This is a genomic window from Bradyrhizobium algeriense (genome assembly GCF_036924595.1).
Taxonomy (GTDB): domain Bacteria; phylum Pseudomonadota; class Alphaproteobacteria; order Rhizobiales; family Xanthobacteraceae; genus Bradyrhizobium; species Bradyrhizobium algeriense.
The window spans coordinates 2,325,179-2,351,720 of the sequence record NZ_JAZHRV010000001.1 but is presented as its reverse complement, the minus strand read 5'-3'; the positions used below and the strand labels follow the sequence as shown (position 1 = coordinate 2,351,720).

General features: G+C 62.6%; 22 protein-coding genes. 6 read left to right on the top strand and 16 right to left on the bottom strand.

The window, feature by feature from the left end; all coding sequences use genetic code 11:
* Positions 1-41 precede the first annotated feature (41 nt).
* The gene (locus V1286_RS11430; protein ID WP_025590730.1) at positions 42-392 is read left to right on the top strand and encodes a GrlR family regulatory protein; all 351 of its coding nucleotides are present in this window, start codon (positions 42-44) and stop codon (positions 390-392) included.
* Between the two features lie 7 nt (positions 393-399).
* On the opposite strand, the gene V1286_RS11425 is transcribed toward V1286_RS11430, so the two are convergent.
* Together V1286_RS11425 and V1286_RS11420 are read right to left on the bottom strand one after the other, a co-directional pair.
* Entirely contained in the window at positions 400-3,081 is a 2,682-nt protein-coding gene (locus V1286_RS11425; RefSeq protein WP_334479632.1) for a PAS domain S-box protein, read from the bottom strand.
* A 118-nt stretch (positions 3,082-3,199) separates the two neighbouring features.
* Positions 3,200-3,976, bottom strand: coding sequence for an AraC family transcriptional regulator (locus tag V1286_RS11420; protein ID WP_334479631.1), 777 nt, complete (start codon positions 3,974-3,976; stop codon positions 3,200-3,202).
* Between the two features lie 85 nt (positions 3,977-4,061).
* Here V1286_RS11420 and V1286_RS11415 point away from each other — a divergent pair, with 85 nt between their 5' ends.
* A complete protein-coding gene (locus tag V1286_RS11415; protein WP_334479629.1) occupies positions 4,062-4,484 on the top strand; it encodes a nuclear transport factor 2 family protein in 423 nt (140 codons plus the stop codon).
* A gap of 7 nt (positions 4,485-4,491) precedes the next feature.
* Here V1286_RS11415 and V1286_RS11410 read toward each other — a convergent pair whose 3' ends face one another.
* The 11 genes from V1286_RS11410 to V1286_RS11360 form a co-directional block, all read right to left on the bottom strand.
* The gene (locus tag V1286_RS11410) at positions 4,492-5,415 is read right to left on the bottom strand and encodes a DMT family transporter (RefSeq protein WP_334479627.1); all 924 of its coding nucleotides are present in this window, start codon (positions 5,413-5,415) and stop codon (positions 4,492-4,494) included.
* Between the two features lie 131 nt (positions 5,416-5,546).
* On the bottom strand, positions 5,547-6,347 hold the full coding sequence (locus V1286_RS11405; RefSeq protein ID WP_334479626.1) for an NUDIX hydrolase: 801 nt from the start codon (positions 6,345-6,347) through the stop codon (positions 5,547-5,549).
* Between the two features lie 4 nt (positions 6,348-6,351).
* Positions 6,352-7,308, bottom strand: a complete 957-nt coding sequence (locus V1286_RS11400; protein ID WP_334479625.1) for a dihydrodipicolinate synthase family protein — start codon at positions 7,306-7,308, stop codon at positions 6,352-6,354.
* A gap of 117 nt (positions 7,309-7,425) precedes the next feature.
* Positions 7,426-8,307 (bottom strand): SDR family oxidoreductase, encoded by an 882-nt coding sequence (locus V1286_RS11395; protein ID WP_334479624.1) that lies wholly within the window; start codon positions 8,305-8,307, stop codon positions 7,426-7,428.
* Positions 8,308-8,509: 202 nt separating this feature from the next.
* Positions 8,510-9,370, bottom strand: a complete 861-nt coding sequence (locus V1286_RS11390) for a MaoC/PaaZ C-terminal domain-containing protein (protein WP_334479623.1) — start codon at positions 9,368-9,370, stop codon at positions 8,510-8,512.
* A 198-nt stretch (positions 9,371-9,568) separates the two neighbouring features.
* Positions 9,569-9,958: a Zn-ribbon domain-containing OB-fold protein gene (locus V1286_RS11385; protein WP_334479622.1), complete on the bottom strand. Its 390-nt coding sequence runs from the start codon at positions 9,956-9,958 to the stop codon at positions 9,569-9,571.
* Positions 9,958-11,106 carry a thiolase domain-containing protein gene (locus V1286_RS11380; RefSeq protein WP_334479621.1) on the bottom strand — a complete coding sequence of 383 codons (1,149 nt, stop codon included), beginning with the start codon at positions 11,104-11,106 and terminating at the stop codon, positions 9,958-9,960. The genes V1286_RS11385 and V1286_RS11380 overlap by 1 nt, the downstream gene beginning before the upstream one ends.
* A gap of 1,070 nt (positions 11,107-12,176) precedes the next feature.
* A complete protein-coding gene (locus V1286_RS11375) occupies positions 12,177-12,563 on the bottom strand; it encodes a DUF1330 domain-containing protein (protein ID WP_334479620.1) in 387 nt (128 codons plus the stop codon).
* A 302-nt stretch (positions 12,564-12,865) separates the two neighbouring features.
* Positions 12,866-13,438 carry a tetratricopeptide repeat protein gene (locus tag V1286_RS11370; protein WP_334479619.1) on the bottom strand — a complete coding sequence of 191 codons (573 nt, stop codon included), beginning with the start codon at positions 13,436-13,438 and terminating at the stop codon, positions 12,866-12,868.
* A 52-nt stretch (positions 13,439-13,490) separates the two neighbouring features.
* Entirely contained in the window at positions 13,491-15,311 is a 1,821-nt protein-coding gene (locus V1286_RS11365) for a hypothetical protein (protein WP_334479618.1), read from the bottom strand.
* 216 nt (positions 15,312-15,527) lie between these two features.
* Positions 15,528-16,511: a transporter gene (locus V1286_RS11360; RefSeq protein ID WP_334479617.1), complete on the bottom strand. Its 984-nt coding sequence runs from the start codon at positions 16,509-16,511 to the stop codon at positions 15,528-15,530.
* 918 nt (positions 16,512-17,429) lie between these two features.
* Here V1286_RS11360 and V1286_RS11355 point away from each other — a divergent pair.
* Positions 17,430-18,062, top strand: a complete 633-nt coding sequence (locus V1286_RS11355) for a nucleoside deaminase (protein ID WP_334479615.1) — start codon at positions 17,430-17,432, stop codon at positions 18,060-18,062.
* Between the two features lie 76 nt (positions 18,063-18,138).
* Here the strand turns inward: V1286_RS11355 and V1286_RS11350 are convergent, their stop codons facing one another.
* Positions 18,139-18,714 (bottom strand): methyltransferase family protein, encoded by a 576-nt coding sequence (locus V1286_RS11350; RefSeq protein WP_334479614.1) that lies wholly within the window; start codon positions 18,712-18,714, stop codon positions 18,139-18,141.
* A 482-nt stretch (positions 18,715-19,196) separates the two neighbouring features.
* Between V1286_RS11350 and plsY the strand changes: the two genes are divergently transcribed.
* Positions 19,197-19,871, top strand: a complete 675-nt coding sequence (plsY, locus tag V1286_RS11345) for a glycerol-3-phosphate 1-O-acyltransferase PlsY (protein ID WP_334479613.1) — start codon at positions 19,197-19,199, stop codon at positions 19,869-19,871.
* Positions 19,872-19,971: 100 nt separating this feature from the next.
* On the opposite strand, the gene V1286_RS11340 is transcribed toward plsY, so the two are convergent.
* A complete protein-coding gene (locus V1286_RS11340; RefSeq protein ID WP_334479612.1) occupies positions 19,972-23,469 on the bottom strand; it encodes an indolepyruvate ferredoxin oxidoreductase family protein in 3,498 nt (1,165 codons plus the stop codon).
* 277 nt (positions 23,470-23,746) lie between these two features.
* Between V1286_RS11340 and V1286_RS11335 the strand changes: the two genes are divergently transcribed.
* Positions 23,747-24,958 (top strand): cytochrome c, encoded by a 1,212-nt coding sequence (locus V1286_RS11335; protein WP_334489621.1) that lies wholly within the window; start codon positions 23,747-23,749, stop codon positions 24,956-24,958.
* Positions 24,959-25,159: 201 nt separating this feature from the next.
* On the top strand, positions 25,160-25,597 hold the full coding sequence (locus V1286_RS11330; RefSeq protein WP_334479610.1) for a hypothetical protein: 438 nt from the start codon (positions 25,160-25,162) through the stop codon (positions 25,595-25,597).
* 72 nt (positions 25,598-25,669) lie between these two features.
* Here the strand turns inward: V1286_RS11330 and V1286_RS11325 are convergent, their stop codons facing one another.
* Positions 25,670-26,482 (bottom strand): isocitrate lyase/PEP mutase family protein, encoded by an 813-nt coding sequence (locus V1286_RS11325; protein WP_334479608.1) that lies wholly within the window; start codon positions 26,480-26,482, stop codon positions 25,670-25,672.
* Positions 26,483-26,542 lie beyond the last annotated feature (60 nt).

Below are 26,542 nucleotides of genomic sequence, written 5' to 3'. Positions count from 1 at the left end.
GACCGGCTTCCGTGGGCGCGGCGGCCGGCATCTGGGACGTCATGAAGAACGGGCTCTATTCGATCCACGTCACCCTGCTGGATGGGCGCATCGGCAAGGGCAGTGGCGTCATTCTGTTCCGGGACGGCCAGATCCTCGGTGGCGACGCCTATCTGTTTTATACCGGCAGCTACACCGTCAAGGGCGATACCTTCAAGGGCGAGGTCCTGGTGCAGCGCCACACCACCCCGCGCGACAATGACAATCCGCTGTTCGGCGGACCTAATCCCGTCGGCATCGGCGTATCCGGAACTTTCACCGACACCCGCGGCAGCATGAATGGAACCGCGCTGGTCGGCAAAGCGAGCCAGATCTTCGGCGCCACACTGCACAAGCTGGCTGACATCAATTAGCAGTTCCCTATTCCGCCGCCTGTTCCAGCGGCGCGGTGCGCGGCAGGATCATCTGGATGCGCGTGCCGCCGCCCGGCTGGGAATCGAGATCAAGCCGGCCGCCCAATCGCGTCGTCACAATGCTGTAGACGATGTGCAGGCCGAGCCCGGTGCCGCCCTGGTCGCGCCGCGTGGTGAAAAACGGATCGAAGGCGCGGCGGCGGACGTCGAGGCTCATGCCGATGCCGTTGTCCGAAAAGATGATCTCGACATTGTCCTTGCCGGACTCGCGCACCTGGATATCGACCGTGCCGGGCTTGCCGTCCGGGAACGCATGCGCCACCGAATTGAGGAACAGGTTGGTGAGCACCTGTCCGTAGGGACCAGGGTAGCTGTTCATCATCAGGTTGGGCTGGCACTCGACATTGAGCGTCAGATTGTGTTTGCGCAGGCCCGGCCGCAGGCTCATCACCACCTGCTCGGTGAGATCGCCGAGGTCGAAAGAGCGCTGGTCGGAATAGTTGCGGTCGGCGGCGACCTGCTTGAACGACTGGATCAGCTCGGCGGCGCGGTTGAGGTTGGCGACGAGCTGTGATGATGCATCGCGGCTGGTCTCGAGAAAATCGTTCAGGCTGGAGCGCCGCAGTTCGCCGCGGGCGACCTCCGCGGTAAAGTTCGACGTCTTGCGCTCCAGCGCGGACGCAACCGTCAGGCTGATGCCGACGGGGTTGTTGACCTCGTGGGCTACGCCCGCCACCAGCCGGCCCAACGCCGCGAGCTTTTCCGCCTCGATCAGCGAATTCTGCGTCTCGCGCAAGTTCCGCAGTGCCCCCTCCGCCGAGTCCTTGGCCTTGCGCATCTCGGATTCGACGCGCTTGCGCTCGCCGATGTCGAGCGCGACGGTGACGATGTTCTCGATCTCGCCGGCCGCATCGAGGATCGGCAGCTTGTTGACCAGCCATTGCCGCATATGGCCGGACGCATCCTTGTATTCCTCCTCGTAAAAGCCGAGCTCCTTGCCGGCCGCCAGCACCCGCTTGTCGGGCTCGTCGGTCTTTGCGGCGCCGTAGCGCGACATCAGGTCGGCGGTGGTGCGGCCGATTGCATCCCCCGGTTCGACCCCGAAAATGCCGGCCATATAGCGGTTCATCAGGACATAGCGGAGTTCCTTGTCCTTGACGTTGATGACCGCCGGCACGGTGTCGATCACCATTTGCAGCAGGCGGCGGCCTTCGGCGATCGCGTCCTCGGCCCGCTTCTGGTCGGTAATGTCGCGCACCGTTCCCTCGTAGCGGACGATGACGCCGGCCTCGTTGTGCACGGCGCTGGCGCTGTCGGAGAGCCAGAGCACCAAGCCGTTGCGCGTGCGAACCTGGTACTCGTATTCACGGACCATGCCGTCGCGCTGCATCAGCCGCTCGTATTCCGCCCGCGCCTCCGGATGGACATAGACCGTACCCGCGATGTCGCCGATGCCGTTGATCAGATCCTGCGGCGTGGCATAGCCCATCATCCGCGCCAGCGCCGGGTTGGCGTTCAGCAGCGTGCCGCCGGGCGTCGTGACATAAATTCCGTCGACCGAGGACTCGAACAGCTTGCGGTAACTTTCCTCGGCAAGCCGCTGTTCGGCGAGCGCGCGCACCGCCGCCTCGCGCGCCGCGTCTGCGTCGACCAGCGTTTGCCGGAATACTTCGGCCGCGCGGGCAATGTCACCGATCTCGTTGTCTACATCCGTCGCCGGGATCGAGGCGTTCTTTTCGCCGCCGGCCACCGCGCGGATCGAGGTTGCGATCGCGCCAAGCGGACGCACGGTGCGGCGAACCACCAGCAATGACGCGAATATCCCGATCAGCACGCCGGCGGTGCCAAGCACGATGCTCTGCCACTTCGCTTCCGCCAGCGTCCTGGCAAAATCACGCGAGAGGACGCGACCCCGCCGCTCACTGACCTCGCGCAGCAATTCCGTGACGCGCTGGATCAGGCGGCCCTCTGCGCCCAGCACTTCCTTGTCGATGTCTGATATCTGCCCTTCGCGCCTCGATATGCCGATAATCACGTCGGCATAACCATCAACAGCCGCGCGAAGCTTCGGCTCCGTAATGGTCATCGAGCGCATGCCCTCTGCGGCATTTTCGGCAGCGGATGGATTACGCGCCAGCAGCGCCGAGGCGATCCGGCTCTGGGCCTGAAACAATGCCGATGCAATGTGAGGATCGGGCGTGTCGGCGATCGCGGCATCGAACTTCTCCCGCAGGGGCGGCAGGGCCACGATCATTTCGGCGCGGCGATTGATCAGCGCGGAAATGCGCTCGATGCCGTTTCGATAGGTCGTCAGGCGCTCGGTGACGCCGTCGATCATGTCCTGCTGCTCGGGGGCGAGCTCCAGCCGCGTCTTCTTCAAGACGTCGCCGAGCGCGGTCGCGGCTTCGCCGACCTGGACCGACTGCGTGCCGGGGTCGGTAACGAAATCCCGCGCGGCGAGCCGCAATTCGTTCATGCGGCGGTCGATGTCCTGGGCGAGGTCGCCGACGCTCTGCAGCCGCTGCAGCTCGGCAAAGGTCGAATCGATGTGGCGGATGGCGATGACACTGGCGGTCGAGGTGATGATAATCACCGCCAGCACCAGCATGAAACTGCCGAATGTCAGTTGGCCGATCGAAAGCGAGAACGATCGCGGCGGCAGCGAATTCGGCGGCGTTTCAGCGGTCATGTGGGTCGGGGCCGGCTCCTATCGGGGCGCAATATACGATTTATTTCGGGCCATGGGGAACATGCCGGCCGGTGGTTAATGGCGTTATATAAGTCGAATTCCTCGGGGGTGGCCCGGCTCACAGCCCGGTCACACTTGGGCCCCCCGGGCTCAGCGCCCTCGCCAAATCCGACGGCGTCATGCCGAACATGTCGCGAAAAGCGCTGGAAAAATGCGCCGAGCTGGCAAAGCCGGCGGCGTGGGCCGCTTCCGTAAGCGAGGCGCCCTCGCCGCTGGCGCGAAGCGCCGCGCCCATCCGGTTCCAGATGCGGTAGCGCCGCAGCGGCACCCCGGTCTCCGCCTTGAACAGGTGCAAAAACCGCGATGGCGACAGGCTCGCCCGCGCCGCCAGGGTCGTCAGCCGATGGGCGCGCTGCGGTTCATCCCGCATATGCCGTAGGGCTGCAGCGATGCGCGCGCTGGTTTTCCCGCGCGTCCCCACACCCAGCAGTTCGCCGAGCAATGCGCGTCCCTCCTGCGGCGCGATCCGGCTTTCGGCCAGACCGGTCATGATTTCGATCACGCCGGACTCTTCCCTGAGGTCGAAGGCAGCCCGCGGCGTTGCGTTCGTCATCCGCGCGATCAACGCCTTGAGGTCGCGCCCCAACGGATCGACATAGAGGAATGCCATCCGGCCCCGTTCGATGCGCAAATGATGCAGGCTGTTGGGCAGGATCAGCACGCTGCGGGCTGCGCGATAATGCGCCGTGCGATCCGCCGGATCGTCAGCGACTTCGAGCGGCTCTTCGAGGCCGACGGCAAGGACGGCGGTCGCATTCCGGTGCGGCGTCAGCCCGAAGGCCGGGCCCAGATACAGCACCCGTGCGCCCCACCCGATCAGTTTCGCTGCCGTCATTGCGCGCATAGCCAGTTCTTGAAAGCCCGGATTGTCGGGTGGATCTAATGTCAGGGATGGCAATGATCCCCCGAGATGGACAAGGATGGCAAATAACCGGTCCGAAATCGAGCACCAGGCCGCGATTGAGCGCACACGACTGGTCGTCAGCCGCTACGCGAGCGCATGGCTCGCTGGCGACCACGCAGCGCTTGCCGCCTGTTATCATGACGACTTCACGCTGCATTATTTCGGCCGCAACCCGCTGGCTGGCGACCACGCCGGCAAGGCCACAGCGCTCGGCATCCTGGCCGAGGTGACAAGGCGGACCAATCGCAAACTGCTTGCCATCGTCGATGTCATGGCCGGGCCTGAGCGTGGTGCGCTGCTGGTTCGCGAGCGTTTCGAGCGCGACGGCAGGACGGCCGAAGTCGAGCGCCTGCTGGTCTATGCCGTGCGCGACGGACTGCTGTCCGAATGCTGGGTCTACGATCAGGACCAGGCGCAGGCCGACGCCTTCCTGACGTGAAGTCCGTTCAGGCAGCCTCCCCGATCGGTCTCGTCTTCCGCGCCGGAATTGTCATCGCGGCGACGCCGACGACGACACAGGCGAGCCCGATCCAGGCGGTCGAACTCAACTGCTCGCCGAGGAAAACCACGCCGACCGCGACGCCGATCGGCACGCGCAGATAGGCCTGCGCCGTGGCGCCGATCGATCCCAGGGTCCGGATCAGGCGGAAATAGATCACGAAGGCGAGCGCGGTGGAAAACACCGCGAGCGCGAGCAGCGCCAGCATCGAACCGGCCGACGGCTGCAGCGTCCACGGCCGCTCCAGTACCAGGCTCACCGGAATCAGGATCGCCGCGCCGCACAGCAACGATCCCGCCGCGGGCACAATCGGATCGAGATCCCTGAACCCCCGGCCGAGGATGGCGGCGCCTGCGTAAGCGATGGCGGCAAGCACCATCGCGAGCTGGGCCGTCAGTTCCTCGCCGAAGCCGGCCAGCGCCTGCATCCCGACGATCAGGCAGATGCCGGCCATCCCGGCGAGGACGCCGAGCAGCTTCCGTGACGTCACCGCCTCATGGCGCGTGATGGCGAGCGTCAGGAAAAACGTGAATATCGGCGCCGTGGAGTTGAGGATGGTTGCCACCCCCGCATCCAGCGTCCGCGATCCCCAGGCAACCATCGTCCATGGGATGACGCTGTTGAGGCAGGTCTGGAACAGGAAGCGCCGCCAGGTCGTGGCATCGACGGGCATGCTCACGCCGCGCCAGCGCATGATGGCCAGCAACAGCAATCCGGCAATCAGCGTACGGCACGCGATCAGGGTGATCGGCGGGATGGTCGCAACGCCGATCCGGATGAAGGTATAGGACGCCCCCCACAGCGTCGCGAGCGCAAGCAGCAGCGCCAGTTCGGTCGCCGCGCTGGCGCGCTTGGGATGGCTATCGCCCATGTCCGTCTTTTCCCGGTCTCGATCAATTCCGGGACGGACATTACAGCCGGACGCCCGTCGATACTTCGTTATGCACCGAAGTGTGGATGCAGCTTTCGCCCACGGCGGGGGCTTCGCGCGCGACGGACGCGTCAGCCGACCGAGCCGACCTCGAACACCTCGCCGTCGTAACCGGCTTCGAGGGGAATCCGGAGCTGGCGGCCGCCATTGTTCCGGGTCATGACAGGCGTCACGGTGACGACGGATTTGCCTCTGGAGTCGTCGAGTGCTGCCTTTACGCTCGCCTGCTTGCCGAGCTTGATCAGGTTGCGCGTGGTCGGGAACGGCAGCTTGAAGCGCCCGCTCTCGCCGCCTTCCAGCGCCTCGCGCGGCGAGACCCAGATCGAATCGGTGGATTCCTTGCCGTCGTGGGCGCCGATCTGTTCGGGCGGTGCGGCGGCGAGGAAGAACCAGGTGTCGAACCGCTTGGGCATTCCCTCCGGCGTGATCCAGTGCGCATAGGGCACGAGTTCGTCGAGCGCCAGCACCATGCCGTTATCGGAGAGCACCTTGAGGAAAGTGATCTTGCCGTCGCAGAGGTCGGCGCGATGCGCCGCCTCGATTTCGCTCGCGCGCTTGGCGTCGACCAGCACCTTAGACCCCTTCGGCCGCGCCAAAAGGATACCGCTCTCCTCAAAGGTTTCGCGGATCGCGGCGATGCGGAAACTCAAGGTGGCCTCGTCGAGCCCCTCGCCGCCCGAGTAAAGCGCCGGCGTCGCGATGATCTCCTTGTCGCCTTTGTCGACGCTGCCGCCGGGGAACACCAGCGCGCCGGAATTGAAGTCGATTTCATAATGGCGAACCATCATGAAGACCTCGACCTCCTTGGCGGCAGCGCTGTCGCGCAGCAGCAGGATGGTGGATGCGGGACGCGGGGCGACGGTTTCGGCCATTGGACTAGCCTGCCGCGCTGGATTGCGGTTGCAGATTGGCGCGGCGGTCGACGCGCGCCACCCGTGACAACAGATAATCGACCTCGGCCTTTGCGGTTGCCGTAATCGTCGCGCCGGGCTTGCGCTGCGCGCTGGACGAAATGATGCCGCGCTTCTGCAATACGTATTTGCGCACAGCCAGGCCTGCGCCGGGCTGCTGCTCGTAACGGATCAGCGGCAGATGGGCGTCGAACAGGTCGTGCGCGGCATCGCGCTTGCCGGCCTTCGACAGTTTTACGACGTCGATCAGCAATTCCGGGAAAGCGTAACCGGTCATGGCACCGTCGGCGCCGCGCTCCATTTCGAAATCGAGGAACAGTCCGCCATTGCCTACGAGAATTGAAAGCGGCCGCAGCGAGCCGTCTTTCTGATAGCCGCGCAGCGTGGAGATCTTCTCCAGGCCGGGCCAGTCCTCATGCTTGAGCATCACGCAGGACGGCGAGTCCATCACGATCTTGCGGATCACGGCCGGCGTGAAGATGACGTTGAGCGTCAGCGGATAGTCCTGCAGCACCCAGGGAATCTCGTCGCCGATCGCTTCCTGCGCCTGCTTGAAATAGCCCGTGATCTGGTCGTCGGTGCGCAAGTTCGGCGGCGGCGCGATCATCACGCCGGCCGCGCCCGCATCCATCGACGCTTTCGCCAGCGAGCGCATCGAAGCAAATCCCGGCGCCGAGACGCCGACGATGATCTGCATGTTCTTGGCGCGCTTGACGAAGCGAACCGCCACCTGCTCGGCTTCCGCCGCATCGAGCTTCGGCGCCTCGCCCAGGATGCCGAGCACGGTGACGCCGTCGCAGCCGACTTCGGCGTAGAAGTCGGTCAGCCGATCGATGGATTTCTCGTCGATGCGGCCGTCATCGTGGAACGGGGTCGGCGCGATGGCGAAGGTGCCGGCGGCCTGGGCGGTGAGTTTGGTCATCGAGTACCTCTATCCTTTTCGTCATTCCGGGGCGCGAAGCGAACCCGGAATCTCGAGATTCTCAGGTGCGCAATTGCGCACCATAGTTCGATGCTTCGCATCGCCCCGGAACGACATTTACTTGAATCGCCGCGCCGACTTCTTGATATCCTCCTCGGAGAAGAAGATGTCCTTGGCGTGGGTAACGATATCCTCAGCCTTCCACCCCGTAAACGGCGGCGTCCAGCCTTCCATTTCCATCATCCGCATCTCCCGCACGCCGCGCGGGCCGGAGACGCCGAGCACCTTGCCGGTCTGGTCGCCCGACAAATCGCTGACCATGTATAGCACGGCCGGCGCGATGCCGTCCGGGCCCAGCGCGGCGCCGGGGTTCTCCTTATAGCGCGGCAGGTCGGCGGTCATGCGGGTCAGCGCGCCCGGGGCCAGCGTCCAGATTCGGATGTTGTATTTGCGGCCCTCGATCGCCAGCACGTTCGACAGTCCCCAGATACCGCCCTTGGCGGCGCCGTAATTGGTCTGGCCGAAATTGCCGATCAGGCCCGAGGTCGAGGACGTGTTGACGATGACGCCGCCGCCGTTCTCGCGCATCCATTTGAACACCGGCTGGGTGCAGCAGAAGGTGCCTTTGAGGTGCACCTTGATCACCCTGTCCCAGTTGGCCTCCTTGGCTTTTGCAAATGTCTCGTCGAGCAGGATGCCGGCGTTATTCACCAGAATGTCAGCGCGGCCGAAATTCTTGATGGCGTCCTCGAACACGGATTGTCCGCCTGCGATGGTCGAGATGTCGGATCCGTTGGCGACGGCACGGCCGCCCTCTTCCTTGATCGCGTTGACCACCTTCTGCGCCATCGACACGTCGGCGCCGGAACCGTCGCGGGGACCGCCGAGGTCGTTGACCACGACCGCCGCGCCCTCGCGCGCGAACAGCTTTGCGTAGGCCTCACCGAGCCCGCCGCCTGCACCGGTGATGATGGCAACCTTGCCGTCGAGTAGTCCCATGGTGTTTCTCCCTTTCGGTTTCTTCCTTAACCTCGCCCCGCTTGCGGGGAGAGGTCGAAATTCGCATAAGCGAATTTCGGGTGAGGGGGTACAAGTCTATCCAGCAAACCAGACTCGCGGTGAGAGCCCCTCACCCCAACCCTCTAAGAGCGAGCTTCGCTCGTCTCGACCCCGCGAAGAGCGGGGCGAGGGAGCGCACCGTCTAACCCAGCACCGTCTTGCCGCTCTTGATCACGGTGACGCCTCTCGCCTTCACCTTCGCTTCGAACGAGACGACATTGCCATCCTTCCACAATTCCATCGTCACGGTCTCGCCGGGAAACACCGGCGAGGAAAAGCGCGCGACGTGTTGCTTGAAGGCGGACGGATCGTAATCGGCATAGGTCTGCAGCACGCCGCGGCAGGTGATGCCGTAGGTGCACATGCCGTGCAGAATCGGCCTCGGAAAGCCGGCCTTCTTCGCAAACTCCGGATCCGAGTGCAGCGGGTTGCGGTCGCCGCAGAGGCGATAGACCAGCGCCTGGTCCGGCCGCGTCGTGATGTCGACGATCTTGTCGGGCGCGCGGCTCGGCACCTTGTGCGGCTCGGGTTGGCCTTCGGACGGCCCGCCAAAGCCGCCGTCGCCGCGCGCGAAACGCGAGGCAACCAGCGTGGCAAGCTTCTCGCCGTTCTCATCCTTCAGCACGGTCTGGTGCCGGATGACGGCGCCCTTGTCCTTGCCCTTGTCGAAGACGTCGAGCACGGTCGAGTCGGCCGTGATCTTGGCCGCGCCCGGCAGCGGCTTGTGGAAGGTGATGTCGCGCTCGCCGTCGACCACCATCACGCGGTTGAGATTCATCTCGCCGGGTCCTGACCCCCACGCCGCTACCGAGGCGAAGGTCGGTACGACCTTGAGGGGACGCGGGGTGAAGGTGCCTTCGTTGACGTAGGCGAGTTCGTTCTCATCCATGGGGTCGGCGCCCATGCCGATACCGTAGGCGTAGAGCATCACCTCACGGTCGGTATAGGCATATTTCTGGCCGAGATTTTTCAGGGCCATGAGCTGTTCGTAATTGATCGGCATCTAGTAGTTCCTCTCCCGAACTTTCTTCTTCAGCGGCGCCAATTGCAGCGCCCTCTCCCCTTGTGGGAGAGGGCATCACCGGCAGCAGCCACAAACTCGCTTGGGTGAGGGGTTGGCTCCGCAAGCACAGTGCTCGCGGTGAGAACCCCTCATCCGGCGCTTCGCGCCACCTTCTCCCACAGGGGGAGAAGGTACTTCTTAGGCCGCCGTGAAGAACGGCAATGGCGCGCCGTCGGTCGGCTTGAACACCACTTTCACCTTCTGGCCGATCTTCAGCTTCTCAAGATCGCAGTCGACAATGTTGGTCTGCAGCGACGGGCCTTCCTTCAGCGTGACATAGGCGATCGCGTACGGGCCGGTCGGCGACTTGCGCATCAGGCTGTAGGTGTAGATCGTGGCTTCACCGGAAGCTTCTTCCCACACCGTCTTGTCGGAGAAGCAGAACGGGCAGATCGAGCGCGGGAAGTAATGCGGCTCGCCGCAGGCGGTGCAGCGCTTGATCATGAACTTGCCGGCCTTGGCCGCTTCCCAGAACTGCGCGGTCTCGGGATTGGTCACCGGCGCCGGATATTTTTTCGTTTCAGCCATCACACGCGCTCCAGAATGCAGGTTGAGGCGGCGTGACGCACGCCGAGAAGTCCGCCGGTGCCATGGGCGATTGCGAGGTCGCAATTCGGCACCTGCACCTTCGGATGGGCTTCGCCGCGCAACTGGCGGACCGCCTCGAGAATTTTGGTCATGCCGCCGCGGTTGACCGGGTGATTGCTGCAGAGGCCGCCGCCGTCGGTGTTGAACGGCAGCTTGCCGACGCCCGAAATCAGATTGCCGTCGGAGACGAACTTGCCACCCTCGCCCTTCTTGCAGAAGCCGAGGTCTTCGAGCTGCATCAAAACCGTGATGGTGAAGCTGTCATAGATCGAGGCGTATTTGATGTCCTTTGGCGTGATGCCAGCTTCCTCGAAGGCGCGCGGGCCGGACCAGACGCCAGCGGAATAAGTCAGGTCGAGATCCTTGCCGCCGCGCGGGCCTTTCATCGCTTCGCCATGGCCGATCAGCCGCACCAGCGGCTTCTTCAGGCTCTTTGCGATTTCCGGCGTCGTCACAATCATCGCGCCGCCGCCATCGGTGACGACGCAGCAATCCATGCGGTGCAGTGGGTCCGAGATCATCGGCGAGTTGATGACGTCCTCGACGGTGACGACCTCTTTCAACATCGCGTGCGGGTTGTACTGGGCGTGATGGGAAGCCGCGACCTTGATCCAGGCGAGCTGTTCGCTTGTGGTGCCGTAGTCGTGCATATGGCGCATGGCACACATGCCGTAGGCATTGTGGGTGGTGGCCCCATAGGCCGCCTCGAAATCGGCTTCCGCGCCCGCGGCGCGCGGCGGCATCACCCCGGTGCGCGGCTTGCCGGCGAGCGTGACCAGCGCGATCGAGCATTTGCCCGCCGCGATCGCCTCTGCGGCGTGGCCGAGATGGATCAAATAGGAACAGCCGCCGGTCTCGGTGGAATCGACGTGACGCACCTTCAATCCGAGATAATCGACCATCGGCCAAAGCCCGCCCGGGGCGTCGCCGGCGCAGAAATAGCCGTCGATGTCGGCCTTGGTGAGCCCGGCATCTTCGATCGCGCCCTTGGCGACCTCGGCATGCAACTGCGCAGTTGATTTATCGGGTGCGTGCCGGGTGGGATGCTCGTAGATCCCGGCAATGTAGGCTTTGCCCTTGATGGTCAAATCGTTCTCCGTTGGCGTTTCTTCTTCCAGGTTTTTTTCTGGCCTGTCGCCGCTCCCTTGGCAAGCGCCGAAATATTCCGCCGGGCGAGACGGTAGCGACTGGACTCAAGTCGGGATGATTATCGACGGAAATCGTATCAAGTCGTGAGAGGCGGATATGCCGGTACGCTCTCGCGGCGCAGCGCGCCCGAGTTGTACCTGATCGCTTGCCCCCTCAGGGATGAGAGGGCGCAGGGAAGACCGGGTGCGCGCTGCACCCGCGGTCTCGTGTGCAATGGCACAAAGAAGTGCGCACACGAGCATACAGGTCCAGCGGAGAGCATCCGGCCTTCCCTGCGCAATGGCTTGACGGCTTATGGCGCGCTCTTCCCGGAGACGAATTCCTCTTGCCTCCGTCGCTGCCGGATTGACGGCCCAACGAACCCGGTTGGATTCGATCAGCCTCCGCCAGCTTGACACCAGCCACGGGTGCCAGAACCACACGCTTTTGCCGTACGCAATAACGCCGCTCGTCCTGCGCGGATCGATCGCTCACAGCCTCAAGACAAGCTTGAGGCCGCCCTGCAATGCCTCGCGCGCGCAACGCCATCGCGTCCACCGCAACCCGCACTCCACGTATCGTGACGACGCGTACGCCCCTCTTCGATGAGGCGGGATGGCGCGAAGATGGAGCTGATTTGGGGGAAATGAGAAGCGATATATTTTTGCCACGCAAACTGGACGGCCCAAATCACGTTGAATTGGCTGGTGAAATTCGTGCTTTGGCGCAGCGCTTTTCATGGGCTTGGGTTAGCGGGTCGGGCTGTCGCGCACCCGAAACGCTTACTGATTTGCCCGTCCGGCGACCGGCAAGAGCGATGCCTTCAATGGGAAACCGAACAACAGCACTTCCGAAATTACCCCGTCATCGGACATGAAGCAGACATACCAAGATCGACGCGAATGACTCATCTCCGACATCACCTCGCCCGCAGGCCCTCACAGAACCGCTCCTGCCCTTTGGTGGCGCGGAAGGAAGAAGGCCGCCAGCTAAGGCGGCCTTCAATCCGGCACGCCCGTTGTCCGAATAGCTATTGAGGTACCCCCTCAACGGCGTAGCTGCGGAACTTCGCCATGCTGTTGCGGAGCGGCAAGAGGTCTTTGAAGGCCGCTGAATCGCGATACGCTTGGATTTTCTCAACGCTATCCCACTGTTGGATAACAACGCGTGCTTTCGGCGGCTCTCCTTCGATTGTCGTGGTCTTACCTCCGGCGGCAAGGAACTTGCCGCCAGCAGCTTTGATGGCGGCCTGAGCCTTCGGGACGTAGTCCTTCACGTAGGCCTCCATGTTCGAGGGCTCGATTTCAACGACTTGGTATACCGGTGGCTTAGCCTGGGCATGGAGTCCTTCAACCGCGACTGTACCGAGTCCGAAGCCCGCCAGCATCGCTAATGTCACTGAATGGTGAGTCTTCATGACGTTTCTCCCTTGTCACTGCGAAAAGGTCGTGCTGGCTCGCACGACCGTGCGATTGCGAAAAAGCACCGGCTAAAAGATCGTCGGTCTATTGAAGTGCGACGCCTGCCGACAGCATCGACGCTGCCAATACGAAACGGGGACTTCGGCACGCCCCAGTGGCAGCTCGAGGACTAACTCGATGTCCGTCCATTCAGCCTACAACGTCGGCCGGGTTGTCGTAAGAGTACAGGACAGACTAGGCCCTCGCGTTCCAGTCTCTCTCGCTGAAAGGCGTGGCGCGGCCGGCCGATGAATCGATCTCAATGCCCGGCCAGCGTCTTGTACGCGGCAATCGCACGCTTGAGGTCGTCGTACTCCTCGCAGGGAAGCAGGCAGAGATTTTCCAATGCCACCAACAATTGCTGTGCTTTGGCCGGTTCGCCCAGCACCAAATAAGCTTCACCGAGATGCTCATGCGCGCTGCGGTGGCGGGCATTCAACAGCAGTGCTTTCTGATAATGGCCAATCGCTGGCCCCATCTGACGCATCCGCCGATAGGCGTAGCCGATGTAGTTCTGGATATCGGCATTGGTCGGGTCACGCAGTGCCGCGAGTTCGAACGCCGCGATTGCGCCACTCCAATTCTCTGCGCGCAGCGCCTTTTTGCCAGCCTTGAAATCGGGATCGAGTTGGGCCCAGTCGGCGTCCGGTGCAACGGAGGCCATGGAGGTGCAGATCGGCCAGGCTTCGGCCGTGGCGGCGGTCTCAACCGGACGGTCGCGTACGCCGACCAGCGGTGCGATCGCGGTCCGCCAGCCCGGCGTTATGATATGGGCGGCCACGCCGCTCACGAGCACGCCGAGCATCATTGCCAATGCGACTGCGCGGATCATCGCTGTCTTCTCGAACTGATGGCTGCCGGGCGCCGGGCCGGCAGCCAAGGGACTATTTTCGCGCACTACCTATCGTGTCATCCTGGCGCGCATATGCCCGGGCCACACGGATTTCCTGCCGCTCCGTATCGGCATTGCTGGCGAGGTTCACCAGCTTGTCAAAGTAGTCGGACGCCTTTTGACGATCACCGGCGCTGTCGGCGGCGCGGGCGGCTCCCCAGAATGCGCGGAAGCGGTTGGGCGTCTGCTTGAGAGCGGTCTCGAACTCGTTCAGGGCCGCGGCGGGCTGGCCCGTCTCAAGGAGTAGTTCGCCAAGCAATTCGCGGAACGGATAGAGACGATTCTCCATCGCCACATGCTTGACGCTGCCATCTTCGCCATCGGCGGCGGCGCGCATGAACCGCTGCGCCTGATCGGTCGCGCCTTCCTTCAGTGCGATCCAGGCCAAAACGGCAAGCATCTGCTCCTCGGTCCGGTCCGCCCAGTAGGACTGGTCGGCGCGCTGCAGTGTCGTTTGCAACGCCTTCATTGCTTCGATCTCTGCTTTGGCGCCCGAGAGATCGCCGGTGCGCGCCATGCCCAGACCGCGTGTAAAGCGGACCAACGAATCCGCCATGGGATATTGGGTGGCGGTTATCGGCAACGCGGCAGCGCCGGCCCAATCCGCCCGTTCCAGGACGTAACGCGCCGGCATCGCGGCCTTGGCGGTAAAATGAACGAAGTTGATCGGACGATCGCCGCGGTCGGCGGTGGCGAGCGACTTCTTGATCATCGCCTCGGCCTTGGCATCCTGCGCGAGTTGCAGATGGGCGTAGACCGAAAAATCCGACGCGTGATAGTAGTCGGGCTGGATCTCGAGCGACGACGCGTTCGAGGCGATGGATTCTTCCCAAAGCCCGACCATCGAGTAGATATGCGACGGCATGTGCCGGGCGTGTGGCACGGCCGGCGCAATGCCGGCATAGCGCCGCGCCGACGCGATTCCCTTCTCGGCAAGCGGCGCGAAGTCGTAGGCGTGGATGAGGTAGTGCGTCACGCCTGGATGCTGCGGATTCTGCTCGAAGAGTTTCTCCAACAGCGCCGCCGACCTGATCTGATTGGCGTAGGTGAGATCGCTCTTCGGTGCCGAGGCTTGAAGCGTCAGCGCGTAATAGACCTGCGCCTCGTAGTCATCAGGATAGGTTTGCGCCACCCTCTCCATCGCGGCACTATAGGCTGCCAGTCGGGCATCCACGGCCACCTTGTCATGATCGCGGAAATAGACGCCAAGGGCATCGATCCAATCGCGCTCCCGCTGCGTCTTCGCACCCGTTGCCTGCGCTTTTTCGATTGCTTCCCAACCCGCCTGGGCCTCGGCTCGCGTCGGCGTAGTGGCAAGGGTGTTACCGAGGCGATCCATCGCCACGCCCCAATACGCCATGGCGCAAGTGGGGTCCTGCTTCAGGATCTCTTCGAATTTGCGGCGGGCAATCAAGAACCAGTACGAATGGAGCATGGCGACGCCGCGGTCGAACTCGACTTGCACAGCGGGGTCGCAGGAGGTAGCGAAGGTTACCTTACCGAGCTTGTCGTCTTGCTGGCCGATTGCGCCGCTGATGAGCGCCGCACTGATCAGGCCGGCGGCAAATAAGGTTCGTCCCGATTTCGCGTTCATCGTGAGTCTCCTCTGGGCCTTGCGAGTGATCGTCCGTAAGCTTGAGTGATCAGATACCTCTCTGTCCCTCATTCTCCAGTTTCGACCTATTGCCCTGTGTCCGTGCGTTACACGCACCGGCCACTGCGCGGCACTTGCGCGTGCAACCAGTCTTGAATGAATGTGCGATGCTTGCTGTTGAAGGCACCGACGTCGCCCCCAATCACAGGATTTCGGCACGATCTATCTGGCGCTGATCGACCGAAGTCTAACTCTCTTTCCACGCCCTCGAAAGAGCGGAGAGTTGAGTAGCGGAATGTGCACAAAGGCGGGCATTTGACCGCAGCTTTGGATCCATAGGTTCCGCGCCGGGGTGGGCGGAGCGAAGCGTGCCAGCCGGGGCGATGCCTGCTTCGCGGGCATGCCGGCAGAGGCTCGTGTCACACCATGATCGGCCTACAGCGCCTTGGTCCGCCTGAGCAGCCACCAGGTCAGTCCTCCCGCGGCGATCACCAGCAGCAGCGCGTACCAGGTGCCGCCGTCGCCGCTCTGGAACGGCATGTCCTTGGTGTTCATGCCGAAGAAGCCGGTGACCAGCGTCGAGGGCAGCATGCACGCGGTCAGGACCGACAGCGTGAACAGGCGGCGGTTGGTGATCGCCGTCATGCGGCCGGCGATCTCGTCCTGCAGCAGCCGCGCGCGCTCATAGATCGCGCTGAATTCGTAGTCGAGCGCGTCGAACTTCTGCGCCAGCTTGCGCATTGCCGACAGCAGGGTTTCGGATTCAATGTCCTCGCGCGTCTCCAGGCGGTGAAACAGCGCCCGGATCTGCGAGAGCTGCCGCCGCGTGCGGATTGCTTGCAGGCGCACGCGGCCGAGCCGCAATCGCTCTTCGTCGATCTCGTCGTGCAGCACATGATCCTCGACGATGTCGAGCTCGTCGCCGAGGCCCGCCGAATAGCGTCCGATCACATCGGCGAACTGGTCGACGATCGCATCGAACAGCGACACCGGCGTGGGAAACTTGCGGCCGCTATCGATCGCACGCCGTGTCAGCTCGATCGCGCGCAGCGGCTTGCGCCGCGCGGTGACCATCAGCTTCGACGAGATCGCAAAGTGGACCCGCAGGAGATCGTCGCCCTCCTGCATGAACTCCTGATGCAGGTCCGGCAAAACGCCGGCGATCTCCTCGTCGAAGATATCGAGGCGGATATGCTCGTCGGCATCGATCAGGGTCTCGCGCGCGACATCGGACAGCGCAGCACTCCTGGCGAGCCAGTCGTGGCAGCGACGGTTGGACAGATTGAAATGCAGCCACAGCCAGCCGTGCGGATGGGCAAGTTCCGCATCGAGGTTGGCGACATCGAGCTTCGTCGCGGAGCCGTCGCCCTCGAAGCGATAGGCGGAGATGATGCCGATATCGGCGAGGACCTGGTCCATCCGCTAACCCGTTGCTGTTGTGAAGCAGGCCATGCGTCAACGCAGTGACAAGCTGATGACGACTACACCCCATCGAAGCTCTGGAGACAAGCTTTTGATTCAATTGAGCAGTTCATCGGGCGTGCGGTCGCTGATCTTTCTGAAATTGGATCGCAAGCCGTTGCATAGCTCCCCGGCCAGATCTGCAATTCTCGCCATACAGTGGGGTATTGCCCCAAAGGGCAATGCGCCTCCTACGATGTTTTGGTAGGCTAGAGCAGCCTGACAAGGACTCGTCGTGTCTGAACCTCAAAAGTAACGTCAGGCCGTCGCTTCGGGCCGGCGTTGAACGTGCCCGATTGAGCCGCTGCGCTGGTCGAAGGCGTCGTCAGCCGCATCTGAACGACAACGCGAAGGAGCCGACAACTTGACTTAAATGGAGCACCCGAATGACACACATAATGCGAGCGTGTTCAGTACTCATTGCGGTCACGCTAGGCTTGGTAGCAGTAGCGACGCCAGCACCTGCCCAGAACCAATGCGTGGTGTCGGGATCACCGCCAGCAGGCTGGGGCTTTAACTCGATCGGCTATATCATGATCGCTTCCGGGGGCAGTTGTTTGTTTACCATCAATATTTCGGGCGAAATATTGAGTTCGAGAGTTTCACAAAGACCGGCGCACGGGAAGTTGCAAAGGCTCAACAGGTCCTCTTACGTATACACATCGCAGGCAGGATATAGAGGCAGCGATGCTTTCTCCGTTCAAGCGACAGGCAAGAGTCCGACCAGTTCCGGCACGTCAGTAGCTACCGTTAACGCAACCATACAATAGTCGTTCTAACCCTCCGTCAGGATGATCGCCCGCTGTGCGAACCATAGCGGGTGGTAAAGCGGCGCCGATGTGCTGCAAAAGTCAGTGCCATGACCAAGTCAGTGCCATGAACAAGCATGATTCAGAAGCATTCGATATAGCAATGATGCGCCGCTGCGTTGCTCTGGCACAATCCGCGAGTTCAAGGAGGGAATACCCGTTTGCAGCCGTCATCGGACGACGAGGCGAATTCATTTGCGAATCGTTCAATATGGTCAGAAACGAACGAGACGTTACGCGGCACGCCGAGATGGTCGCAATTTCTTCAGCTCAGAAAAAATTAGGGTCAACGAGCCTTGATGAGTGCACGATCTATTCAACTATTGAGCCCTGCGCGATGTGTTCTTACGCCATCCGGGAAAGCAGGATCGGCAGAGTGATATTCGGCCTGCGATCCCCGGTAATGGGCGGTAACTCACGATGGAATATTCTAACCGATGCCGGTTTGTCCTCAACATTGCCGGAGGTGTTTGCTTCCCCGCCCGATGTCGTGTCAGGATGTCTGCACGACGAAGTTCAGAAGGTTTTTCAGAAGCGGAATCCGTTCATCTGGGAATTCGTGAAAGCTCGAAGGATATTTGTAGATGGCTCCGGAGATGATCGCGCCGGGACTTTAAAAGGCAAGATGCGAGTTGGGCGCGGCTCGCGCCTTGCAACTTGGGCAAGGGTTTTGGTTGTTGATCGCTTTTGGCGCGGTTAGGATTCTTCACATCCCTGATGTCCCCCAATTGGTTTATTGGGTCTGTCCCGTTTGGATTGTTATCTCCGACGCGCTCCTAGAGAAGGTACGGGATGATCATCTTGGTTCGCTGTCGATAGACCTCAAAGCGCTCGCCAAATGTACGGCTGAGCAGTTTCTCCTCCGCGCGGGCGCGCCAGGCCAAGGTCGGGACGATCCCCGACAGCGCAATAAAGAGAGCCGGCCAGCTGCCGAAGGCGAGCGCTTCGCCCATGACGAGCAGTGCAAGGCCCAGATAGATGGGGTGTCGCACGAGGCGATAAGGGCCGGTTGTGACGAGTCCGGTGCTCTGATCTGCTTTGGGCGCGAAGCTCCAAGCGGCACCGAGCTCGGCCCGGCATCTGACGACGAGAGCGGCGCCCATTAGCGCAAGAAGGGACCCTGACAGCGCCAGCAGCAGTGCCGTGAAACCGGCGGGGCTGCTGGAAAAGATCAGAAGCGAAAGGAAGAACAGGCCGAAAGCAGTGAGGTTTGCCACCAGCGGTGCTCGGTCGCCACGATCCTGACGTGCTCGCGTCTTGGCTTGTCCGCGAGACCAGCTGACTGTCAACAACGTGAGTCCCGCAAAGGCCAGCAGGGCGACGATACGGAGGACGATGGTCAGTGTTAACATTTCTTAGGCGCCGAGTCGCATCAGATAGAGCGCGATGGGTAGCGGGAGTATGGAGAGCACATAGCTCACCGCAAGGGCAGCGACCGGCCGGTTCCAAGCATTCTTCGGAATGAATATCATTCCGCCCTTCTCAAAAGGGTGTCTAGCATTGTTCAGCGTGAAAATTCCGCTGCCTTTCATAGCATAGAAGGCTCGTCCATCCGCAAGTATCGGTGGATCGGAATGCCCCCACCGACCGGCACCTGCTGGGACCCAAGGTGAGATTGTCGGAGCCTATGGCGGGGCCGACCTTGATGCAGTGCGTAGGTGGCAAAGCGAAGCGTGCCCACCGTTGACGCCGCGAATGTTGATGGATGGTGGGCACGGCGTTTTGCGCCTTTGCCCACCCTACGGACTGAATCCGTCTACAATGACCCATGACGGTCAAAGAGGTAGACGACCAGATGATGATCGCCTGAAATCAGAGCGTTGAGGTGAATCCCATGGTTTTCTGGATAGCGAGCGTGGTTGGATTGGCGATCGCCTATCTCTTCGGTTCTACGCCCACGGGCTATCTGGCGGGGAAACTGCTCAAGGGCATTGATATCCGGGAGCATGGCTCCAAATCCATTGGAGCAACGAACGTACTGCGGACCCTGGGGAAATGGCCTGCGCTGGTGGTGCTCCTGGTGGATGTGCTGAAAGGTGCGGCGGCGATCGTCTTTGCCCGCTGGTTTTATGCATTGCCGTCCGTCACGCCACCGGCAGCGCTTGATCTGCAAACCTGGGTGCCATGGGCTGTTTGCCTGGCCGGACTTGCCGTGTTGATGGGGCATGGCCGTTCGATTTGGTTGAATTTTACAGGTGGCAAATCCGCTGCGACGGGGCTCGGCGTGTTGCTGGCGATGTCTTGGCCGGTAGGTTTGGGTGCTGCGACGGTTTTTGGCGTTGTGCTGGCTATTTTTCGGATTGTTTCCCTTAGTTCGATGCTGGCGGCGTTGACTGCGATCGCCCTCGTCTGGGCTTTGGAGCAACCGTTGCCCTATCGGTTACTGGTGATGGCAGGTGGCATTTACGTGATTGCGCGCCATCGTGCCAACATTCAGCGGCTACTGGCTGGGACAGAGCCACGCCTGGGGCAAAGCAGCCCAGAAGCGAAAATGGAATCGCAAATTTAGAATCGTAGGGTGGGCAAAGCGAAGCGTGCCCACCATTGCGAGCGGAATGCTTGATGGTGGGCACGGCGCAAGTGCGCCCTTTGCCCACCCTACGGCAGCCCTACTCCGCCGCTATCTGTCGCGGCGCTGGCGGCGGACTGACGAGATCGGCTGCCAACTGCGCGTAGCGGGCTTTGGCGTCCTGCACCGCCTTCTCCTTCACCGGACCGTAGCCGCGGATGCGGTCGGGCAGCGCGAGAATTTCGACAGCGGTATCGTGCGTGACCGGCGACAGCAGGTCGAGCACGGTGGCGACGTCTTTCTCATAGCCGGCGATCAGGTCGCGCTCGAGCTTGCGGTCGGGGCTGTAGCCGAAGATGTCGAACGGCGTGCCGCGCAGGAAGCGCAGTTTTGCCAGCGTCCGGAAAACCGGCATCATCCACGCGCCGAACGCGCGCTTCTTCGGGCGACCGAGTGCATCAAGGCCGCCGCCGAGAATGGGCGGCGCGAGATTGAAGTTGAACTTGAACTCGCCTTCGAACTGGTCGCGGAGCTGCTTTTCGAAACGGCCGTCGGTGAACAGCCGCGCGACTTCGTACTCGTCCTTGTAGGCGAGCAGCTTTGCGTAGTTGATCGCAACCGCCCGCGGCAGCGCTTCGCCATAGCCGCCATCGGTGGCCGCATCGCGCACTCGCTTCACCAGACCCCGATAGCGCTCGGCGAGCGCGGCATTTTGATATTCGGCGAGGTGCGCGCTGCGATGGGCGATGATTTCCTCCAGCGACATCGCATCCAGCGTCTTCGGCGCGACCGTCTCGTCCTGGCCCTTCATCATCGCCTCAAGCCGCGCCGGATCGGCAGCGGCGAGACGGCCGAGCTGGAAGGCCTGCGTGTTCATCTTGATCGAGACGCCGTTGACCTCGATCGCCTGCAGAATAGCCTTCGCCGTCAGCGGCAGCAGGCCCTTCTGATAGGCGTAGCCCAGCATCATGATGTTGGTGGCGATGGAGTCGCCGAGCAGCGCTTCGGCCGGCTTGGTGAAATCGTAGAACGACGAATCCTTGCGCAGCTCGGTCTCCAGCACATGGTTGACCTTGCGGCTCTGGAAATTGAAGTCGCGGTTGAGGATGAAATCGGCGGTCGGAATGACGTGGGTGTTGATGACGCCGACGGTGCGGCTGGCTTCGCAGAGCGTGATGGTGTCCTTGGCAGCGGCCACCACCTCGTCGGCAGCCATCACGAGATCGGCGGTGCCGGTAACGATGCGCGAACAGGTGACGTCGGCGGTGTGTTCCGAGAGACGGACGTGGCTCAGCACCGCGCCGCCTTTTTGCGCGAGGCCGGACATGTCGAGGATCATGCTGGCCTTGCCCTCGATATGCGCGGCCATGCCGAGCAGCGCGCCGATCGTCAGCACGCCGGTGCCGCCGACGCCGCCGACGGCGATGTTGTAGGGCCGCTCCAGCGAGGGGAACGAGGCCGGCTCGGGCAGATCATCGAGGCTTGCGTCACCGAGGCTTGCCGGCGCGCGGCGGCGCGGCTTGCCGCCGTCGATGGTGACGAAGGACGGGCAAAAGCCCTTCAGGCACGAATAGTCCTTGTTGCAGGTCGACTGGTTGATGGTGCGCTTGCGGCCCATCTCGGTTTCCAAAGGCTCCACCGAAATGCAGTTCGACTGCACAGAACAATCACCGCAGCCTTCGCAGACGGCCGGATTGATCATGACGCGGCGCGCCGGATCTTCCATCAGGCCGCGCTTGCGGCGGCGGCGCTTTTCGGCGGCGCAGGTCTGCACGAAGACGATCGCCGAGGTGCCCTTCAGGGTGCGGCAGGTTCTCTGGACAGTGTCGAGTTCGTCGCGATGCGCGACCTTGACGCCGGGGGCGATGTCGGAGGCCGGATAGGCGCCGGGATTTTCCGAAACGAGATAGATATTGCGGATGCCTTCCGAATGAAGCTGGAAGGTGATCTGCTGCGGCGACAATTCGCCGTCGACATGCTGGCCGCCGGTCATCGCGGTCGCATCGTTGTAGAGAAGCTTGTAGGTGATGTTGGCGCCTGACGCGATCGCCTGGCGGATCGCGAGGCTGCCGGAGTGGAAGTAAGTGCCGTCGCCGAGATTGGCGAATACGTGCTCTTCCTTGGTGAAGGGCGCGACGCCGACCCACGGCACGCCCTCGCCTCCCATATGGGTATAGGTCTCGGTGTTGCGGTCCATCCACAACGCCATGAAGTGACAGCCGATGCCGGCGAAGGCGCGGCTGCCTTCCGGCACCTTGGTCGACGAGTTGTGCGGGCAGCCCGAGCAGAAATACGGCGTGCGGGTGACGGGGGCGACCGCCTGCATCTGGGTCGCCTGCCGGCCGTTGAACCAGTCGGCCTTGGCGCGAAGCATCGCGGCGATTTCGGGATTGAGATTAAGTCGAAGCAGGCGCTCGGTCAGTGAGCTTGCGAGCGAGGCGACGCTAAGTTCGGCGGCGAAAGTGAGAAAACGCTTGTCGTGATCGTCCATCTTGCCGACGATGCGGGGCCGGACGTCGTCGCGCCAGTTGAACAGCTCCTGCTTGACTTGATTTTCGACGATCTCGCGGCGCTCTTCGACGATGAAGATTTCCTCGAGGCCCACGGCAAAATTGCGAACGCCTTCCGGCTCCAGCGGCCAGGGCATGCCGATCTTGTAAAGCCGCAAGCCGATCTTGGCGGCGACTTCCTCGGTGATGCCGAGCTCGCGCAGCGCCTGACGGATGTCCTCGTAGCTCTTGCCTGACGCCATGATGCCGTAGCGGGCATTCGGCGAATCCATGGTGATGCGGTTGATCTTGTTGGCGCGCGCAAACGCAATCGCAGCATAGCCCTTGTAATCCTGCAGGCGCAGGTCCTGCGCATAGCGATCATCGGGCCAGCGCAGGTTGAGTCCACCCGGCGGCATCTCGAAATCGGTCGGGATCGCGAATGGGGTCATCTCGTCGGTAAGGTCGATCTCGGCGGTGGTTTCCACCGTCTCGGTGATCACCTTCATGCCGACCCAGCAGCCGGAGTAGCGCGACATCGCGATACCCAGCAGGCCCATCTCGATGATTTCATGGATGCTGGAGGGATAGAGATACGGCATCAGCGCGGAGATGAAGGCGTGGTCCGACTGATGCGGAACGGTCGAGGACTTTGCGCCGTGGTCATCGCCGGCGAGGCAGAGCACGCCGCCGTTTTTGGCCGAGCCTGCCGTATTGCCGTGTCTAAAGACGTCGCCGCAGCGGTCGACGCCGGGGCCCTTGCCGTACCAGATGCCCACCGCGCCATCATATTTGGCGCCGGGCGAAAGGTTGAGCTGCTGCGACCCCCAGATCGCGGTCGCCGCGAGATCCTCGTTCACGCCGGGCTGAAACTTGATGTTGTATTGTTCGAGGTGTTTTCGCGCGGCGAAGAGCTGCTGGTCGTAGCCGCCGAGCGGCGAGCCGCGGTAGCCGGAAATGAAGCCCGCGGTGTTCAGCCCCGCGGCGCGGTCGCGGCGGATCTGGGCCATCGGCAGGCGGACCAGGGCCTGGATGCCGGTCAGGAAGATGTGCCCTGTACCTTGGGTGTATTTCTGATCGAGACTGATCGGACCCTGGTTGATTCCCATTGCACCCTCTTGAGCCTGGATCGGGATGACTGTTTTTAGCTAGTCATCTGAGCTTGTTAGAACCAGTCTATGTCGGATTTTCTTGGCCACGCACTACAAATCTCGCCCCCAGCGCCGCGCTTTCAAAGATCGCAATTTCGTGCCGGGAATAACGGCGCAGCTTTTCGGTTTGTGTCGTCCGGGAGCCTCGGCGCGAAACGGCATGACATCCCTCCCCTGTCCGCTTTCGCGCTATAACGCCCCGGGAGGCCAGATGGTGCAGGGACCACGCCTGATGATGCGGACGATTCTCGCTGCCATGCTTTTGTGCACTGCGTTCGAGCGCGGCGAGGTCCATGCCCAATCTGAGCCAACTGCTGAGGATATCGCGCGCGGCAAGGCGCTGACGGAAGCCGGCGACTGCGCGAGCTGCCATACCGCCGATCCCGCAAAACCGTTCGCCGGGGGCAAGCGGATCGATACCCCGTTCGGCGGCATCTACTCGTCCAATCTGACGCCGGATCGCGCGACGGGCTTGGGCGCCTGGAGCAATGACGATTTCTACCGCGCCTTGCGCTTCGGCGTGGCGCGCGACGGCTCGCGCTATTACCCGGCCTTCCCCTATCCGAATTTCACCAGGCTGACGCGCCAGGACATTTTCGCCATTCGCGCCTATCTGGCGACGCTGACGCCGGTGAGCAATGCGCCACGTGCGCCCGAGCTGCGCTTTCCGTTCAACTATCGCGTCGTAATGCGTGGCTGGAACTGGCTGTTCTTCAAGCCCGGCATTTTGACGCCCGACCAGCAAAAGAGCGCGGAGTGGAATCGCGGCCGCTATCTGGTCGAGGGCGTCGCACATTGCGGCGCCTGCCATACGCCGAAGAACATGTTTGGCGCCGACAGACGCGGCCAGAAGTATGGCGGCGGGCGGGTCGCGGGCATGTTCGCGCCGCGGCTGGACGGTGCTGAACGTAGCGGCCTGAAATCCTGGAGCGTGGAGGACATCACCGAGTATCTGCAGAGCGGCCGCAACGCCAGGAGCCATGCCGGCGAGCTGATGTCCGAGGTCGTGGTCAATTCGACCTCGAAGATGAGCGATGCGGATGTCAGAGCCATCGCGGTTTACCTGAAGGACCTGCCGGTGGGCGCGCCGGAACCGAAGGTCACCCCGCCCTCGCCGGCACAAATGGCAGAAGGCAAAAAACTCTATGACGGCGCCTGCATCGCCTGCCACGAAGAGGATGGCTCAGGTGCGCCGCGAATCTATCCGCCGCTGCCCGGCAACGCCAATATGCAGTCCGCCGATGCCACGAGCACGCTGCGCATCATCCTCGACGGCGCGGAAACCGTGACGACGCCGCGCGCGCCGAACAAGGGATCGATGCCGGCCTATGCCGCGAAGATGACCGATCAGCAGATTGCCGACGTGACGAACTACATCCGCAATGCCTGGGGCAATGCGGCACCGCTGGTGACGGCGGAACAGGTCGCGAAAGCGCGGCGCAAATGATCGTGTCCCGCGCACGCGGTGCGCCGCAGAGCCGGGACCCAAGCCGTGCCACGGACCCCTGGATCAGCAGCGATCACGCCGCGAGCGCGGCGCTACCTCACATGGGAACTGAGGTTCCAACATTACGGGGTTGCAACATCGGCGCGGAACATCCGGGCGCGCCAGCCATTGTCTTCGGGATGCTAACGGAGGAACCCATTCATGGCTTACCAACCCAATCCGAACGATCCCTACCGCCCCGGCCTGAGCGATGAAGAAATCCGCCATCAGGCCCGCCTCAACAATCTCGACAATGAGTTGCAGGCCGATCCCGGCCTCGGTGAGGGTCCTCCCAGCGGCGCCAAGGTCGCCATGTTCGCCGTCGCCATCGCCGTGGTGCTGGGCGCCCTGTTCTATGGTCTCAACAATACGACCGTGAACCAGGCGGGTACCTCGCCGGAGAACCGGACCGCGCAGCAGACGCAGCCGGCTAACCCTGCGGCGCCTCCGGGCATGCGTGACGTAACGCCGCGCAGCAACGCCGATCCGGGTACGACCACGGGTGCGGCGACGAATCGCCCGACGCCGCCATCTCCGCCCAGCACGGACATGAACAAGTCGACCACGCCGCCTGCGGACAACGCGCCGGCCAAGCAGTAACGGTCATCATCCGAAACAACGCGCAGCGGGCCGACCGGCCCGCTGCTTTTTTGTGGCTCGCTGACTTTGGCGCTAGCTGAACATCTTGTTGAGTTCGCCGCCGGGATAGCCGTTCGCGAATTCGGTGAACGTCCCCTGCTCCGCCATCTCCTTTGATGCCTTCATGAAGCCGGCCCATGCCATCCGCGCCAGCGAGGCGCCGACGCTGATCCGGCGCACGCCGAGATCGGAGGCCGCCTTCAGCGACGGGCCGGCCGCGCCGACCAGGAGATTGACGGGCTTTGGATGCACCGCCTTCACGACAGCCGAAATCTCTTCAGCCGTCGTGATGCCGGGCGCATAGAGGCAATCGGCGCCCGCCTCGGCATAGGCGGTGAGCCGGCCGATCACGAGCGTCAGATCCTTCTGCCCGCGCAAAAACGCCTCGCAGCGGCCGGTGAGCAAGACGCCGCTATTGTCGGCATCGATGGCTTTGCGCGCCGCGCTGATGCGATCGATCGCAAGCGCGCGATCGAACAGCGGTTTTGCGTTGTCTCCGGTAAAATCCTCGATCGAAAGGCCGGCCACGCCGGTTTTCACGGCGCGGGCGACGTTGACAGCGACCTTGTCCGGTTCGTGGGCAAAGCCGTCCTCGAAGTCGGCATTAACAGGAATATCGACCGCCGCGCAGATCGCGGCCAGATGGTTGCAGACGTCGTCGACGGTGACGCGGTTGTCGGCCTTGGCAATCGTCCAGGCAAAGCCCGCGCTGGTGGAAGCCAGCGCCTTGAAGCCGAGATGCTGCAAGGCTACCGCGCTGCCGACATCAAAGGGATTGGGGATGATGAAGCATCCGCTCTCGTGCAATTTCCTGAACGCGGCGCGTTTGTCAGCAGGTGTCAGCATGGGTCGCTCCCCTCAATGTTTGTTGGCGCCGCGTAGATAGGAACGCAACGCCTGTTCTGC